This is a genomic window from Halorubrum salinum, from assembly GCF_024494575.1.
In the GTDB taxonomy this organism is placed as follows: Archaea; Halobacteriota; Halobacteria; order Halobacteriales; family Haloferacaceae; genus Halorubrum; species Halorubrum salinum.
Genome location: NZ_JANHDO010000001.1, coordinates 656,822 through 671,997 on the forward strand (window position 1 = coordinate 656,822; position 15,176 = coordinate 671,997).

Genomic DNA, 15,176 nt, shown 5'->3' on the forward strand with positions numbered 1-15,176 from the left:
CGTTCGATCGACCGAGGCGGCACCGCTCGGGCGTCGGACGCCGTGTCGCGTCCGTCGCTAGCAACAGAACATGAACGGATAGACGAGCGCGACGCGGTCGCCGTCCGTCAGCTCCGTGTCGAACCCCCGTTCGTTCTCGTTGAAGCGGCCGTTCACGAGGATCCGGGCGTACGCTATCGTCTGCTCGCCGACCGGATTCTTCGTCCACGTTCCGGGGAGCTCCTCCGGCGTCGGTGCCCAGCCGCTGTGTGTCGCGTCGGCCTCCGTCTCCGCGATGAGCATCTCCTGAAGCTCGGGATACTCCTCGAACAGGTCGTCGAGGAACGCACGGAGCGTCTCCCCGGCGAACGCGTACTCGAACTCGTCTTCGCCGAGTTCGGTGCGGACGTGGCCGGTGCACTTGACGGTGACCGTGGTCGTCGCGTCCGTACTCGACGCCGATTCGGGACCGTCCTCGGTCCGAGGGTCGGTCGCTTCCCGTGTCGCGGTCATGCCGATCGATACGCGACCGAGCCGGGTAAGCCGCCGCGCGAACATGTTCGGTGCGTTCCGTCGTCCGCCGCACGCGACCGTCTCAGGGCCGGTCGCTCCGATTCGACCAGCTCGTCGCGTCGGCCGCGAGGTCTCGGACTTCGCGCCGGATCTGTCCGTAGTTGTCGGCGATGTCCTGCGTGGTCGCTATCCCAACCGGTCGCATGTCCTCCGTGACGACGAGCTTTTTTACCCCCTCCGAGCGCATTCGGTCGGTCGCGGTCCGGAGCGTCGCCGACGGCCGGATCGTCACGACCGGGCTGGTCATCGCCTTCCGTAGCGGAATGGCCGAAAACGGTTCGTCGGCGGCGTATCCCGCGTGGAGCACGTCGGCCTCGGTCGCGATCCCCGCCGGCGTCCGGCCGTCGACGACGATCACGCTCCCGACCCGGTTCCGGAGCATCCGCTCCGCCGCCTCCCTGACCGACGCGCCGACGTCGCAGGTGACCAACTCCGTCGACATCACCTCCTCGACGAGCATGCCCGTCCGTACTCGCGGCGCGCACTTGGTCGTACGGGTCGCGTCGGGCGTCGGCTCTCGGATCCCGGCCGACCCCACGACGCGCCCTTTAACCGGCTCCCTCGCGCAGATGGGCACATGTTCGAAGACCGGCCGGACCGCGACGCCGAGGTCGTCCTCGTGGGACGCTCGAACGTCGGCAAGTCCACGCTGATGCGCGAACTGACGGGCCACGACTTCTCGACCGGCGGCAAGCCGGGCGTGACCCGCCAGCCGAACCACTTCGACTGGGCCAGCGAGGGGTTCATGTTCACCGACCTGCCCGGGTTCGGATTCATGTCGGGCGTGGAAGACGAGCGCCGCGAGCAGATCAAGACGGACATCGTCCAGTACCTGGAGGCGAACGCGGAGCACATCCTCGCGGGCGTCGTCGTCATGGACGGAAAAGCCGCGGTCGACATCATCGACCGACACGCGGAGCGCGGGAACGTCCCGCACGACGTGGAGATGTACGGCTTCCTCGAAGACGTGGGCGTCGAGCCTATCGTGGCCGTGAACAAGACCGACAAGATCGACGATCTCGACGAGCGGCTCGACGAGATCTGCGACCGGCTCGGACTGTTTCCGCCGTGGCAGCAGTGGTCCGACCGGATCGCCCCGATCTGCGCGAAACGCGGCGACGTCGAGGCGCTGGAGGAGTGTCTCCAAACGCGCTTTCACGAGCACAACCGGGACGACCTGTTGAAGTTCGTCTCGTAGGTGTCTCCCGTCGTCCTCGTCGAACGCCTTCCGTTCTGTCACTCTCAGATATCGAACAACGGTTCCTGTCCGGACTCACGACGGCGCACGGTCGATTTCGATTGCTCGATCGCCTCCCGTGAGCCGTCCTCGACCCCCACAAGCTTATGCCCGGCCTCGCCGTGGCCCCGGACATGACTACGCCATTCGCCGAGCTCGCAGCGTCGACGCCCCTCCAGGCCGGGATCCTCGCCAGCCCGACCGGACAGCTGCTCGCCGCGCTCGTCGCCGCAGCGATCGTGATCGTCCTCGGGAAGTTCGTGTTGAAGCTCGCGTGGCGACTCGTCACGATCGGCATCGTCGTCGTCGCCGCCGCCTACCTGCTGACGGTCCTCGGCATCATCTGAGGCGGCGAAACCGGCACGAAACGAGAAAACGCGGCCGCGAGGCCGGTCGGTAGAGAACGGTTCCGGAGCGGGCCTACTGGAACGCCGCGCCGGGCTCGGCTTCCGTGCGGTCGACGTCCGACCGCTTGAACTGCTTTTCTATCTCCTCGTAGCGCTCCCGGGTCTCGGGGGTGACGCTCGGGTTCACCTCCTGTAGGGCGTCCTCGAAGTGCTGCATCGTCACGCGGACGTTGCCGACGGACTCGCCGACCTCCTCACGCGAGACGCTGCCGATGAACTCCCGCGAGGCGTTCATCGACGCCTCCCGAGCGACGGCCTCGATGTCGGCCCCGACGTACCCCTCCGTCTTGCGGGCGAGCGCGTCGAGATCGACGTCGTCGGCCAGCGGCTTGTTCCGGGTGTGGACCTCCAGGATCTTCCTGCGCGCCTCCTCGTCCGGCACGGGGACGTGGACGTGGCGGTCCAAGCGTCCGGGCCGGAGCAGCGCGGAGTCGATCAGGTCCGGGCGGTTCGTCGTCGCGATGACGACCACGTCTTCCAGCGATTCGAGCCCGTCGAGCTCCGTCAGCAGCTGGGAGACGACGCGCTCGCCGACGCCGGAGTCGCCGGAGTTCTTCCCGCGCTCGGTCGCGATCGAGTCGATCTCGTCGAAGAACACGATGGTCGGCGCGTTCTCGCGGGCCTTGCTGAACACTTCGCGGACGCCCTTCTCGGACTCGCCCACGTACTTGTTCAGCAGCTCGGGCCCCTTGATCGAGATGAAGTTCGACTCGCTCTCGTTGGCGACGGCCTTCGCGAGCAGGGTCTTCCCCGTGCCCGGCGGGCCGTACATCAGGACGCCCTTTGCGGCCTGCATGTCCAGCTCCTCGAACACCTCGGGGTACTCTAACGGCCATTGGATCGTCTCGCGGAGCCGCTCTTTGGTGTCCTCTAAGCCCCCGACCTGGTCCCAAGTGACGTCGGGGACTTCCACGAACACCTCGCGCAGCGCCGAGGGTTCGATCCCCTTGATCGCCTCCTTGAAGTCGCTCTCGGTGACCTGGATGGAGTTCAGCACGTCCGCGTCGATCTCGTCGCTCTCTAAGTCGAGCTCGGGGCGGATGCGCCGCAGCGCGTGCATCGCGGACTCCTTCGCCAGCGACTCGAGGTCGGCTCCGACGAAGCCGTGGGTGTTCTCGGCGTACTCGTCCAAGTCGATCCCCTCGACCAGCGGCATGTTCCGCGTGTGGACCTGCAGGATCTCCTTGCGGCCGTCGCGGTCGGGGACGCCGACCTCGATCTCGCGGTCGAAGCGACCGCCGCGACGGAGCGCGGGATCGATGGCGTCGACGCGGTTGGTCGCGCCGATGACGACGACCTCGCCGCGCTCTTCGAGCCCGTCCATGAGCGAGAGCAGTTGGGCCACGACGCGCCGTTCCACGTCGCCACCGGCCTCCTCGCGCTTGGGCGCGATGGAGTCGAGCTCGTCCATGAAGATGATCGCGGGCGACTCCTCGGCCGCCTCCTCGAACACCTCGCGGAGCTGCTCTTCTGACTCCCCGTAGTACTTCGACATGATCTCCGGGCCGGAGATCGTGTGGAAGTTCGCGTCGATCTCGTTGGCGACGGCCTTCGCGATCAGGGTCTTCCCCGTGCCCGGCGGCCCGTGCAGGAGGACGCCTTTCGGCGGGTCGATCCCGAGCCGCTTGAACAGCTCCGGGTGCCGCATGGGCAACTCGATCATCTCGCGGACCTGCTCTAACTCGTCGTCGAGCCCGCCGATGTCCTCGTAGGTCACGTCGGGGCCCTCGCTGGCCCCGTCGGACCCGTCACCGCGTTCCGCTATCTCCTCGGCGGCGACCTCGGAGATCGAGATATCGGTCTCGTCGGTGATGACGACGGTGCCGCCGGGGTGCGTCTCGGCGACCTTCATCGGCACGGCCTGCGACTGACCGCCCATCAGGCCGAAGCCCATCGAGGTGCGGATCGTCTGTCCCTCGGTCACCGGCTGACCGGAGAGCTTGTCCCGGATGAACGGCGCGATCTGACCGCGCACCCGAAGCTGGCTCGGGAACGCGATAGTCACGGACTCCGCGCGGGAGACGTCGACGGACTCGACCGTCACGCGGTCGTCGATCCCGACGTTCGCCTCCTGACGGAGCCGACCGTCGATGCGGACGACGCCCGTGCCGTCGTCTTCGGGGTAGCCGGGCCAGACGCGAGCGATCGCGGCTCCGTCTTGCCCTTCGACGCGAACGATGTCGCCGCCCGAGAGCCCGAGCTCGTCGGCCGCGACGCGGTCGATCGCCGCGAGGCGGCGACCGGCGTCCTTCTGTTTCAGCGGTCTGACGGTGAGATTCATCGCTCGCCCTCCACCGTGATCACGCCGTTCGCGACCGAGACGGAGTCGGCCGTTCCGGGAAGGTCGAACTCGGATTCGACCGGCTCGCCGGACCCCTCGATCACGACGATCGCCGTCTCACCGACGGTGTCGACTGAGACGTTCTCGGCGTCGGCGCCCAGATCGGCGGCGACGACCCAGCCGTCCTCGTACTCGTACCGACGAAGCAGCGCGCCGTCGCCGGCCGATTGGGTCTGTTGGTGATTCATCCTAACAACAAGTTAGGCGCAGAAGTATTTAAATCTGTCGCGTAAAACCGCAGGACGTGAGCGAATGAGATCTGTACCGGTAGTGTTGCGGTTCGACGGTGACTGCGATGCGCGGAGCTGCGCTCGGCACGGACGGTCCCGCCGCACCCGGCGGCCGGACGCTTATCATCCGACGCGCGGGAGGGTTGGTCATGGAACGCGTCACGCATCACGCTCGCGCGACGGCCTACCGGGTCGCGGACCCCGGAGGGGACGGCCCGACGGTCTGTTTCGTTCACGGTAGCGGCGGAACGAAAGACGTGTGGACGGCGCAAGCCCGAGCGAGCGGGCGGTTTCGAACCGTCGCGCTCGACCTGTCGGGACACGGCGACAGCGAGGACGTGGACACGGCGGCGGGAACAGAGACTCTCGCCGCGTACGCCGACGACGTCGTCGCCGTCGCCGCGGAGACGGACGCGACCGTGCTCTGTGGCAGTTCACTCGGCGGGGCCGTGGCGCTGCGCGTCGCGCTCGACCGCGACCACGCGCTGGACGGACTGGTCCTCGCGGGCACGGGCGCGACGCTCGGCGTCGCTCCCGAGCTACTGGACGCGCTTTCGACCGACTTCGACCGGGCGATCGATTACCTACACGACCCCGACCGCCTCTTTCACGACGCGCCGCCGGAGTACGTCGAACGGTCGCGCATCGCCATGCGGGAGTGCGGCCGCGAGGTCACGGAGCGCGATTTCTGGACCTGCCACGCCTTCGACGTCCGCGAGCGCCTCGGCGAGATCGCCGTCCCGTCGCTCGCGGTCGTCGGCGAGCACGACGCGCTCACGCCGCCCGCGTCCCACGAGTACCTCGCCGACCGGATCGGCGACTGCGAGTACGCGGCGATCGACGACGCCGCTCACCTCGCGATGCTCGAACGGCCCGCGGCGTTCAACGCCGCGCTGTCGGCGTTCCTGCGGCGCGTGCGCTCCTCGCCGTAGCCGTCTCGGAAACTGACGGCACGTGACGCGGGAGGTTACGAGCAACGGAAAACGCGGGCGAAGAACGCTTGAGAGCACACGGGTCGTCGACGACCCGTGCGCGCTGCGCCTCGAAGACGGTCCACACTGGACTCATTGCGGTACCGCTCGGCAACTGAACACAGTCGATATCGGTCTCCGATGGCCTTGATACTCACCTCGTGGTATGTGTTACCACCTCACAGTATATAAAATGATCGGCAACGAGGGCGAGGGAACCAGCCGGTACGCTTTCGGTGGTCGGCGTCGAGCGGTGGTCCATGGGTACCGACGGGGACGACGCGGGGCGCTCCGCCGCCGACGCGGCGAGATCCGACGATGGTTCGGCGGCTTCCGTCGATGAGGGGTCTTCGGGGTCCGGTGATCGACTGGCGGACGGCGGTGATAGATCGGCAGATCCCACGTACGCTCCGAGCGACCCCGACATCAACGATCTGCTCGCGAAACTCGACGCGCTCCGTGACACCGTCGACGAGGGGCACGAGCGGGAGAAGGTGCGACAGACGATCTCGCTCGTCGAACGAATGCCCGGGAGCGCGGCGTTCACCACCCGGATCACCAAGTACACCTCGCGGGACATGGCGGAGGCGTTCGTCGGGGCGGTCCTCTTTTCGCTGCCGCTGCTCGTCGAAGGAGGCGTCTTCGAGATCGCAGCGTGGTTCGCCGCGACCGCGCCGGGTGGCGTTCCGGTCTTTCTGATCGCGCACGTCTGCTTCGTCCTCGTCATGACCGCCGGTCTGCTCTATTTCGCCGACTTCCGACACATCGAAGTCAGACACCCGATTCTCGGCGTTATCCCGCGCCGGTACGCGGGCATCCTGCTCGTCTCGCTCGTAACGTCCGTGTTCATGCTGCTTCTCTGGGGTCGACTCCACGAGGGGGGGCCGACTGCGCTCGAACAGGTGGGCCGGGTAGCGGTCGTCTGGGCGGCCGCCGCCTTCGGTGCCAGTCTCGGGGACATCCTTCCGGGCGAGTCACAGGGCGAGGACATCTACGACATCGACTTGGACCTCGACTTCGACCGCGGCGGTCGCGAGCGGGAGGACTGACCGCTCCGGGAGCCCCGTCACCCCCGCCTGACCGGTCGGCCAGCCGCGCGATCGATCCGCGTTTTCCACACCTTTTTCGCCGCGGCGACCCTACGAGAGTTCATGTCAGCGTTACGCGACGCGCTCCGGGACCTCCCGGACGCGGTGTTTGCGGATCTGCTCGAATCCGACGAGGGATACGTTCTCGTCGTCGACCTCCCGGGGGCAACCGCGGAGACGACCGAGGTACTCGCGGAGGACGGGCGGCTCGTTATCGAAGGCCGGCGAGAGAAGGCCGTTCCGGACGGCTTCCGCTACGTGCGAGAGGACCGTCCGCTGTTCCTCGACGCCGAGTTGCCACTTCCCGCGGACGCCGACGAAAGCGGGGCGGACGCGGAGATGGACCGCGGCGTCCTCGAAGTCACCATCCCCAAGCGGAGCGACGACGCCGCGCGCACTATCCCGATCGACGAGGGAGACGGGGACGGCTCCGACCGTGACGCCTGACGGGTGGTGACGCTGGTCAACCTTCGCGCATACTGGCGATTCGTCGTGGTCATGCGGCAGTTCTCGCCGCTGATCGTCGCCTACTGGCGGGACCGGAAACGGTACCTCCTGTTCGGCGGCGGTCGCGAGGTCGACACGGAGACCCAGCGGGAGCGGGCGGCGATCCTCCTCGACACCCTGCTCACCCTCGGCCCGACATTCATCAAGCTCGGCCAGCTGCTCTCGACGCGGCCGGACATCCTCCCGCCCGCGTACATCGAGGTGTTGGAGGACCTCCAAGACGACGTGCCGCCCGCCCCGTGGGAGGAGTCACGGACCGTACTCGAAGACGAACTCGGCCCCGTCGACGACGTCTTCGACGACTTCGACCGGGAGTCGATAAGCGGCGCGAGCCTCGGTCAGGTGTACACGGCCCGATACGACGGCGACCCGGTCGCGGTGAAGGTCCGCCGCCCGGGGATCGAGTCGCTCGTCGAGGCGGACCTCCGGACCATCCGCTGGTCGATCCCGCTCGTCAAACAGTTCACCGGGAGCGGACGGGCGTTCTCGCTCGAGAACCTCGCCGACGAGTTCGCGAAGACGATCCGCGAGGAGATGGATTACGAGCGAGAGCGGACCATCCTCGAAGAGATCCGCGGCAACTTCGCGGACGAAGACCGAATCCGGATTCCGGACACCTACGAGGCCGTCTCGGGCCCGCGCGTGCTCACCATGGAGTACGTCCCCGGAACGAAGATCAGCGACATTGACACGCTCGACGACGCGGGGTTCGACCGGAACGCCATCGCAGAGACGCTCCAAGAGGTGTACCTCCAGATGATAATCGAAGACGGGGTGTTCCACGCCGACCCCCACCCCGGTAACCTCGCCGTCGACGACGACGGCACGGTGATATTCTACGACTTCGGCATGGCGGGTCGCGTCGAGCCGTTCATTCAAGAGAAGATCGTCGACTTCTACGTCGCGGTCGCCCGACAGGACATCGACGCGATACTGGACACGCTGATCGCGATGGGAACGCTGTCGCCGGACGCCGACCGCGAGGTGATGGGGAACGTGATGGAACTCGCCATCGCGGACGCCAGCGGTGAGGACATAGAGCAGTACCAGGTGAATCAGATAATCGAGCAGGTGGAGTCGACGATATACGAGTTCCCGCTGCGGCTCCCCCCGAACCTCGCGCTCGTGTTGCGGGTCGCGACGGTCGTCGAAGGGGTCTGTGTTACGCTCGACCCCGAGTTCGACTTCATCTCGACGGCGACGGAGTACCTCCGAGACGAGGGGTACTACGAGGAGACGGCACGGAACCTCGCCCAGCAGGCCGGACAGCAGGCCCAGCGGACCGCCGAGGCGCTGTTCACCGTGCCGCCGAAGGCAGACGACTTTCTCGACCGAGCGAACCGCGGCGACCTCCACGTCGACGTCACGATCGAAGACGACTCGAAGGTCCTCGACAAGCTCGCGATGCGGATCGCCTACTCCGTGCTGCTCGCGGTCGGCGTGCTCTCGGCGACGATCCTCTACTCGTTCGCCGAGGAGTGGCGGCTCGCGGCGGTCGTCCTCGTGTTGGCCGCGCCGCTCGCGGTCGCCCTCTACCGGTCGTTCCGAAAGAAGCGCGGGATCCGCGCGCGGCCGCAGTTCACGCGACAGGGAATGAAAAAGCGACGCGAGGAGTGAGAAGTCGGCCGGGTCCGTGACGCGGATCCGCGGGACCGACGTCTCAGGCGGGAGGTCGTCACCCCGGGTGAGAGATCTGCTCTTCAGGTCGTCACGACCTGTATCGGCACGAGCAGGAAACAGAGCGCGCCCAGCGCGAACGTCGCGATCCCGACGGCGATCCGGGGCCATCCGAGCCGCGTTTCGTCCGTCGGATTCGCCGGTCCGTTGTACGCGATCACGAGCGAGAACACGCCCCAGAACGCCCACAGCCCCACCGACTGGTCGATCCCGAATCCGCGCCAGAAGTAGAGGTACGCGGCGACGGTGAACAGCGCGGCGGGCACGAGCGACGCGATGGTCTCCTGTCGCGGTCCGACCATCGCGCGGACCATGTGACCGCCGTCGAGCTGCCCGACGGGAAGGAGGTTGAGGAGGGTGAAGAACATCCCGACCCAGCCGCCGATCACCACCGGATGCGCCGTCAGGCCCGGGTCCTCGTACGAGGTCGGCTGCCCGAGGAGGTCGGCGATGATCGACAACAGCGGCGGATTATTGAACTGGATGACGGTGCCCGAGGCGTCGGCGAGCGCCGCGGGGACCCGGATCGGATCGAGCGAGAGGCCGATCGCGGTCACGACGACCGTCGCGACGAGCCCCGCGATCGGCCCGGCGACGCCGATGTCGAAGAGCGCCTTCCGCGAGGGCATCCGTCCCCGCATTCGGATCACAGCACCCAGCGTGCCGAACGGGAACACGAACGGAATGACGTACGGTAGCGAGACGTCGACGCCGTGGTACCGCCCGGCGACGTAGTGGCCCAGTTCGTGCGTCATCAGGACGCCGAGCACCGCGACCGTGAACGGCCACCCCTGCAGGACGGAAAGCGGGTTCGCCGTGATCTCTCCCCATCCGACGTAGAACCATCCGTACGCCCCGACGAAGAGCGTCGACAGGACGGTCGCGACGAACATCGCGAGGTTGACCCACGGGACCCCGTCTCGGTCGTGGCCGAACGGCGTCGCGACGACGACGTGCCGGCCGTCCACCACGTCGACGTCGACGTCGTATCCGGCCTCGCGGAACGGCGGGACCAGCTTCCGCACCAGCGTCCGCTCCGGAACGTACGACTCGCCCACGTACCGGACGCGACCGTCGTCCCGATGGACCTCGTCGACCCGGAAGAACGTCCGCAGCGGCTCCGGACGCGGCGCGTCGGTCGTCGCCGACGCCCTTCCGTCGTGTTCTGGCATCGTCCGTCGTAACTGGTCGTCCAGTATAAACCCCGCGTCGGACGACGGTCTCTTGGCGGGGGAGCCGACGCCCACTCGCAGCGGTATCCGAACGGCGCGCGTGGTAGACGTGTCCGAACAGCGCGTGCGGACTATCGAAAAACCGCGACACCGGCAGTCTTCACGCTATCGGGAGGAAGACGAAAAGCGAGTCTGCTGGGAGGAACGACGCGGCGGGGACGCGCGTGAGCGCGCTGTCGTAGTGGCGGTCTGCCGGTCACTCGGTGGCTATCGGCGACGTTACGCCGGCTCGATGCGCCACGTCGTCGCGCCCGTGTACGACCACTTCTCGACGGTGAGCTCGGTGGCCGAGTCGCGGAGCTTCACCATCAGCGCGCCGATCTCCTTCGGGGAGAGGTCGACGTCGTCGGCGATGAACTTTCCTTTGAAATACATCTCGCCTTCTTCGGCGCGATCGAGCAGGTACTGTTTCAGCCGCTCTTCTTTGCTGCGGTCGTCGGCCGTCGCGTTCGTGGAGGGGTTTGCAGTCGCGCTCATGATACACTCACGTCTTGCCCCCGGAAGGTGTTATAAAGCGGCGACCGTTGAACGGTGTTCAGTAGCTTTCAGGGCGTTTTACGCGGAGCGACCGGTCTAAAACGTGTCTGACGGACCGTTTACAACGCTCGCAAACGACGTTAGACATTTTACAGAGCCAGCAGAGTCTGTCTTTTAGCGTGAGGTCCGAGCGTGCAGTTATGCATTTCATCTGACACCATAGGCGCACGATTGCGGTGAATATTGCTTCGATGCGGCTAGGTGCTCCTCGCTCGCGTCCGGGCGATCTGTTCGTTTCCGCTTTTCGACCCTGAACGAATCGCGTCCGCCGGTCGAATCGAGGGGGCGCTATCACTCGCGCTGGTGGACCCAGAACGCCTCGGCTTCGGTGGTCTCTTTTTTGAATATCGGGACCTCGTCTTTGAGCCGATCGATCCCGTCTTCGACCGCGCGGAACGCCTCTCGGCGGTGTCCCGCGAGCACGACGACGAACACGATGTCTTCACCTGACTCTATCACGCCCGTCCGGTGGTGCATGCGGACGTCGAAGACACCGTCGCGCTCGGTCAGCTCCGCGGCGATGGCGTCCATTCGATCGCGCGCGACGCCCTCGTACTTCTCGAAGGCGAGGTGGGTCGTCCGGTCGTCGTCCGCGCCGTCGCGCTCACGAACCCGCCCGGTGAACGTCGCGATCGCCCCGGAGCGGTCGGCGCGTGAAGACGCCTCCACTCTTCGAACCAGCGTCTCGCGGGTGATCCACGGTTCCGCGTCGTCGAGGTCGACGACGAGCCGGTCGAGCGCGACGTCGTCCGCCGAGGGTGCGGTGGCGAGAACCTGACCCGGAACGTCGTCGGGGGAGACACCGTCGCCGAGGAGGACGGCGGGCACGCGCAGGCGCGACTCGCCGAGCACGAGGAGGTAGTCGTGGGCGGGGGCGAGGTCGTCGAGCATCTCGTCGAGGCCGTCGACGCGCCCGGAGCCGGACCACGACCCGTCCGCGTCGAGCGCGATTTCGGTGTCGTAGTCGGGGTCCGTTCGCGTCGTCGACGCGGTCCGAGCGTCGACGGTCCCGCCGTCGGTCGCGCTCTCGTCCGTGTCGTCTCCGCCAGCATCGGATCGCTCGCGACGGTCGACGACGGCCACCCGTCCGTCGAGCCGATCGGCGAGGGCCGCGGCGAGGGCCGCGGCGTCGGACCCGAGGATCGATATCGGCTGCATACTCGGTAGCGGTGTGCGAGCGGCTTAGGCGTTTCCCGGCGGCCGCGTCCGGGCTTGATAATCCTTAAGACCGCGACAGGGATATTCGACGGTAATGAGAGTCGTCGTTTCTGTCGGCGGGAGCGTGCTCGCGCCCGATCTCGACCCGGACCGGGTGGCCGCGTACGCCGACGCGATCGAGCGGCTGGTCGCGGCCGACCACGAGGTCGGCGTCGTCGTCGGCGGCGGCGGCGTCGCGCGCGAATACATCGAGACGGCACGCGCCCTCGGCGCGAACGAGGTCGAACTCGACCAGTTCGGCATCGGGACGACCCGACTCAACGCCCGGCTGCTGATCGCCGCGCTCGGAGAGACCGCGGCCGTCTCGCCGGCGACCGAGTACGACGAGGCGGCGGCCGGGCTCCGCCGCGGCGAGGTGTCTGTGATGGGCGGGATGACGCCCGGACAGACAACCGACGCCGTCGCCGCCGCGTTCGCCGAGTCCGTCGACGCCGACCTGCTCGTGTACGCGACGAGCGCCGACGGCGTGTACGACGCAGACCCCAACGCTGACCCGGACGCGACGCAGTTCGCCGAGATGTCGCCCGCGGAGCTCGTCGAGGTCGTCCTCCCGATGAGCCGCGACGCCGGTGCCTCCGCTCCCGTCGACCTGCTCGCCGCGAAGCTCATCGACCGCGCGGGGATGCGCGCGATCGTCCTCGACGGCACCGACCCGAGCGCCGTCGTCGACGCCGTCGTCTCCGGCGACCACTCCGGCACCGACGTGATCCCCGTCGGCGGCGACGAACGGGCCGACCCCGTACGCACGGAGCAGTCATGACCGACCGCGACGCCACTGGCGGACCGAGCGACTCCCCGCACATCCTCTCTGATCGTCCGGCGGTGGGCGAAGGTGAGGAGGCCGACGGTGACGACGGGGACGCGCTAGCCGGCGGCGAAACTAGCGATGGTACGGCGGGCGACGACTTCCACGCGTTCTGGGCCGACGTCGTCGCGGACGAGATCGAGGCGCGCGGCGTCGACGATCCGGTCGTGATCAAAGGCGGCGTCTCGCCTTCGGGCGTGGCACACCTCGGGAACTTCAACGAGATCATGCGCGGCTACTTCGTCGCCGAGGTGCTCCGCGACCGCGGACACGAGGTCAGACAGGTGTTCACCTCCGACGACAAAGACCCCCTCCGGAAGATCCCGCGAAAGCTGGCGAACGCCGACGGCGAGATCGTCGGGCTCGGCGAGGTCGACGCCGGCGCGCTCGGGCGGAATCTCGGCAGGCCGTACACCGCGATACCGGACCCGTTCGGCGAGCGCGAGTCGTACGCCGCCCACTTCGCGGCCCTGCTCGAAGCCGACGCCGACCGGCTCGACGTCCCGGTCGAGATGGTGTCTAACACCGAGTTGTACGCCGACGGGACGTTCGACTCGGTCACCCGAACCGTCCTCTCCGACCTCGACCGCGTCCGAGAGGTGCTCTCTGCGTACCAGGACAAAGTCGACGGGGAGTACGTCCCGTTCAACCCCGTCTGTGCCGAGTGCGGGAAGATCACGGAGACGGTCACCGGGGTCGACACGGAGAGCGAGACGGTCGAGTACGTCTGCACCGACATGGCGGTCGGCGACGAGACGATCGAGGGCTGCGGCCACGAAGGGACTGCCACGTTCCGCGAGGGGAAGCTCCCGTGGCGGCTGGAGTGGCCCGGTCAGTGGGACGTGCTGGACGTCGACTTCGAGCCGTTCGGAAAGGACCACGCCGAGGGGTCGTGGCCCTCCGGGGTCGACGTCGCTCGTAACGTCCTCGGGATCGAGCCGCCGGTGCCGATGGTGTACGAGTGGTTCACGCTCAACGGCGAACCGCTCTCGTCGTCCGCGGGCAACATCGTCACCGTCCCGGAGCTGTTGGACCTCCTCGAACCCGAAGTGCTGCGGTACTTCTTCGCGCTCCATCCGAAGAAGGCCCGAGACCTCGACGTCGAGCGGCTCGATCAGCTCGTCGACCGCTTCGACCGCTTCGAGCGCGCGTACTTCGGCGAGGTCGACGACGAGGGGCTGACAGCCTTCGCCGAGCGCGCGTACCCGTTCGTCGTCGGGCGTCCCGAGGACCCGCCGACCGAGAAGCCGATCCGACTGCCATACACGTTCGCGGCCGTCCTCGGGATGGTCGACGACCCGGCGTTCCGCGAGCGGCTCGCCCGCGACGAGGGACACATCCCCGAGGATGCGAGCGACGAGGCGATCGCGGCCGCCCTCGCCCGCGTCGAGAAGGCGCGGAACTGGGCGGAACGGACGGAAAACGAGTACGACTACCGGCTTCAGACCGCGCTTCCGAACGTCGACTTCGACGACGACGTTGCGGCCGCGCTCGACGACCTCGCCGATTTCGTCGCCGCCGGTCACGACGGCGAAGCGATACAGAGCGAGATGTACGAGACGGCTCGCGACCACGGGATCGAGGTCAGCGACTTCTTTTCGGCCGGATACCGGCTTTTCTTCGACGACACGCAGGGGCCGCGGCTCGGCGAGTTCCTCGGCGAACTGGAGCGCGAGTACGTGGTCGAGCGGCTCCGACGGGAGGCGTAGATGGCCGAGGACCGATCGCTCGACGAGTTCGCGGGCGCGGCGGACGCCGATCGAGACGACGGACACGGCGATCGGAGCGACGCGGACACAGCGCCGGAGAGCGGCGAACAGAGTGAGACGGACGCCGAGCCGGTCACCGCGACCGCGACGTGGACCGCGGACGGTGCCGACTGCGACCGGTGCGGCGAGCCGATCAGTCGTCGCTGGCGCGACGGCGACGCGCTCGTCTGTGCCGACTGCAAGGACTGGTCTGGATAGCGGAAAAGACGCGAGGTCGGTGCTCGGTTACTCGCCGTCGACGATGACTTCGACGGGACCGTCGTCGTCCGAGTCGGCCGCGTCCCCGTCGCTGCCGCCGGCCCCGCTCTGCGTCTGCTGGTAGTAGAGCCCGCCGGCGACCGCGAGGACGATCCACGACCGCCAGTTCGCGAGGTTCAGCGTGTAGCCGATGCCGAACGGCTTCTCGACCAGCATGCCCTCGTCCGGCTGCCAGTGCGACGAGAGGAGTCGACCGAGGCTCGGTCGATCGAAGTTGTACGGGATTCCGAGAATCTCACCCGACGACGGTTTGTCTGCCATATCGGTGAATCGCCCGCCGGCCATATAAATCGTGGCGCAAGCCGTCGCGCGTCGGGGGAGATCTCGGAGCCGCACGCCTCCCGCTC

At 67.6% G+C, this 15,176-nt stretch carries 17 protein-coding genes; 9 read left to right on the top strand and 8 right to left on the bottom strand.

The genetic code is table 11. The annotated features are described in order from the left end of the window. Window positions 1-57: 57 nt before the first annotated feature. Both NO930_RS03515 and NO930_RS03520 read right to left on the bottom strand, forming a co-directional pair. On the bottom strand, window positions 58-492 hold the full coding sequence (locus NO930_RS03515; RefSeq protein ID WP_256402503.1) for a MoaD/ThiS family protein: 435 nt from the start codon (window positions 490-492) through the stop codon (window positions 58-60). Window positions 493-574: 82 nt separating this feature from the next. Next, entirely contained in the window at window positions 575-1,012 is a 438-nt protein-coding gene (locus NO930_RS03520) for a CBS domain-containing protein (protein WP_256402504.1), read from the bottom strand. Between the two features lie 117 nt (window positions 1,013-1,129). Here NO930_RS03520 and engB point away from each other — a divergent pair, with 117 nt between their 5' ends. Both engB and NO930_RS03530 read left to right on the top strand, forming a co-directional pair. Then, window positions 1,130-1,750: a GTP-binding protein EngB gene (gene engB / locus NO930_RS03525; protein ID WP_256402505.1), complete on the top strand. Its 621-nt coding sequence runs from the start codon at window positions 1,130-1,132 to the stop codon at window positions 1,748-1,750. A 146-nt stretch (window positions 1,751-1,896) separates the two neighbouring features. Continuing rightward, window positions 1,897-2,136 (top strand): DUF8029 family protein, encoded by a 240-nt coding sequence (locus NO930_RS03530; RefSeq protein WP_256402506.1) that lies wholly within the window; start codon window positions 1,897-1,899, stop codon window positions 2,134-2,136. Between the two features lie 73 nt (window positions 2,137-2,209). On the opposite strand, the gene NO930_RS03535 is transcribed toward NO930_RS03530, so the two are convergent. Together NO930_RS03535 and NO930_RS03540 are read right to left on the bottom strand one after the other, a co-directional pair. Further along, on the bottom strand, window positions 2,210-4,477 hold the full coding sequence (locus NO930_RS03535) for a CDC48 family AAA ATPase (RefSeq protein WP_256402507.1): 2,268 nt from the start codon (window positions 4,475-4,477) through the stop codon (window positions 2,210-2,212). After that, complete coding sequence (locus tag NO930_RS03540; protein ID WP_137783380.1) at window positions 4,474-4,725, bottom strand: DUF7127 family protein; 252 nt, start codon at window positions 4,723-4,725, stop codon at window positions 4,474-4,476. Before NO930_RS03540 ends, NO930_RS03535 begins: the two co-directional genes overlap by 4 nt. 191 nt (window positions 4,726-4,916) lie before the next feature. Here NO930_RS03540 and NO930_RS03545 point away from each other — a divergent pair, with 191 nt between their 5' ends. From NO930_RS03545 to NO930_RS03560, 4 genes are all read left to right on the top strand, one after another. Then, complete coding sequence (locus NO930_RS03545) at window positions 4,917-5,699, top strand: alpha/beta fold hydrolase (RefSeq protein ID WP_256402508.1); 783 nt, start codon at window positions 4,917-4,919, stop codon at window positions 5,697-5,699. A 299-nt stretch (window positions 5,700-5,998) separates the two neighbouring features. Next, window positions 5,999-6,787, top strand: a complete 789-nt coding sequence (locus NO930_RS03550) for a DUF2391 family protein (RefSeq protein WP_256402509.1) — start codon at window positions 5,999-6,001, stop codon at window positions 6,785-6,787. Between the two features lie 102 nt (window positions 6,788-6,889). Then, window positions 6,890-7,273, top strand: coding sequence for an Hsp20/alpha crystallin family protein (locus NO930_RS03555; protein ID WP_137783377.1), 384 nt, complete (start codon window positions 6,890-6,892; stop codon window positions 7,271-7,273). Between the two features lie 3 nt (window positions 7,274-7,276). After that, window positions 7,277-8,950, top strand: a complete 1,674-nt coding sequence (locus NO930_RS03560; protein WP_256402510.1) for an ABC1 kinase family protein — start codon at window positions 7,277-7,279, stop codon at window positions 8,948-8,950. A gap of 83 nt (window positions 8,951-9,033) precedes the next feature. On the opposite strand, the gene NO930_RS03565 is transcribed toward NO930_RS03560, so the two are convergent. From NO930_RS03565 to NO930_RS03575, 3 genes are all read right to left on the bottom strand, one after another. Next, the gene (locus NO930_RS03565; protein WP_256402511.1) at window positions 9,034-10,182 is read right to left on the bottom strand and encodes a site-2 protease family protein; all 1,149 of its coding nucleotides are present in this window, start codon (window positions 10,180-10,182) and stop codon (window positions 9,034-9,036) included. 279 nt (window positions 10,183-10,461) lie between these two features. Then, on the bottom strand, window positions 10,462-10,719 hold the full coding sequence (locus NO930_RS03570) for a DUF7123 family protein (protein WP_049983168.1): 258 nt from the start codon (window positions 10,717-10,719) through the stop codon (window positions 10,462-10,464). Window positions 10,720-11,070: 351 nt separating this feature from the next. Beyond that, entirely contained in the window at window positions 11,071-11,937 is an 867-nt protein-coding gene (locus NO930_RS03575; protein ID WP_256402512.1) for a molybdopterin synthase, read from the bottom strand. A gap of 94 nt (window positions 11,938-12,031) precedes the next feature. Between NO930_RS03575 and pyrH the strand changes: the two genes are divergently transcribed. The 3 genes from pyrH to NO930_RS03590 are packed head-to-tail and all read left to right on the top strand — an operon-like array spanning window position 12,032 to window position 14,769. Continuing rightward, a complete protein-coding gene (gene pyrH / locus NO930_RS03580) occupies window positions 12,032-12,757 on the top strand; it encodes a UMP kinase (protein ID WP_256402513.1) in 726 nt (241 codons plus the stop codon). Continuing rightward, the gene (gene lysS / locus NO930_RS03585; protein ID WP_256402514.1) at window positions 12,754-14,511 is read left to right on the top strand and encodes a lysine--tRNA ligase; all 1,758 of its coding nucleotides are present in this window, start codon (window positions 12,754-12,756) and stop codon (window positions 14,509-14,511) included. Before pyrH ends, lysS begins: the two co-directional genes overlap by 4 nt. Beyond that, window positions 14,512-14,769: a DUF7573 domain-containing protein gene (locus NO930_RS03590; RefSeq protein WP_137783865.1), complete on the top strand. Its 258-nt coding sequence runs from the start codon at window positions 14,512-14,514 to the stop codon at window positions 14,767-14,769. 27 nt (window positions 14,770-14,796) lie between these two features. Here NO930_RS03590 and NO930_RS03595 read toward each other — a convergent pair whose 3' ends face one another. Further along, on the bottom strand, window positions 14,797-15,090 hold the full coding sequence (locus NO930_RS03595; RefSeq protein ID WP_137783864.1) for a DUF5808 domain-containing protein: 294 nt from the start codon (window positions 15,088-15,090) through the stop codon (window positions 14,797-14,799). Between the last annotated feature and the right edge of the window lie 86 nt (window positions 15,091-15,176).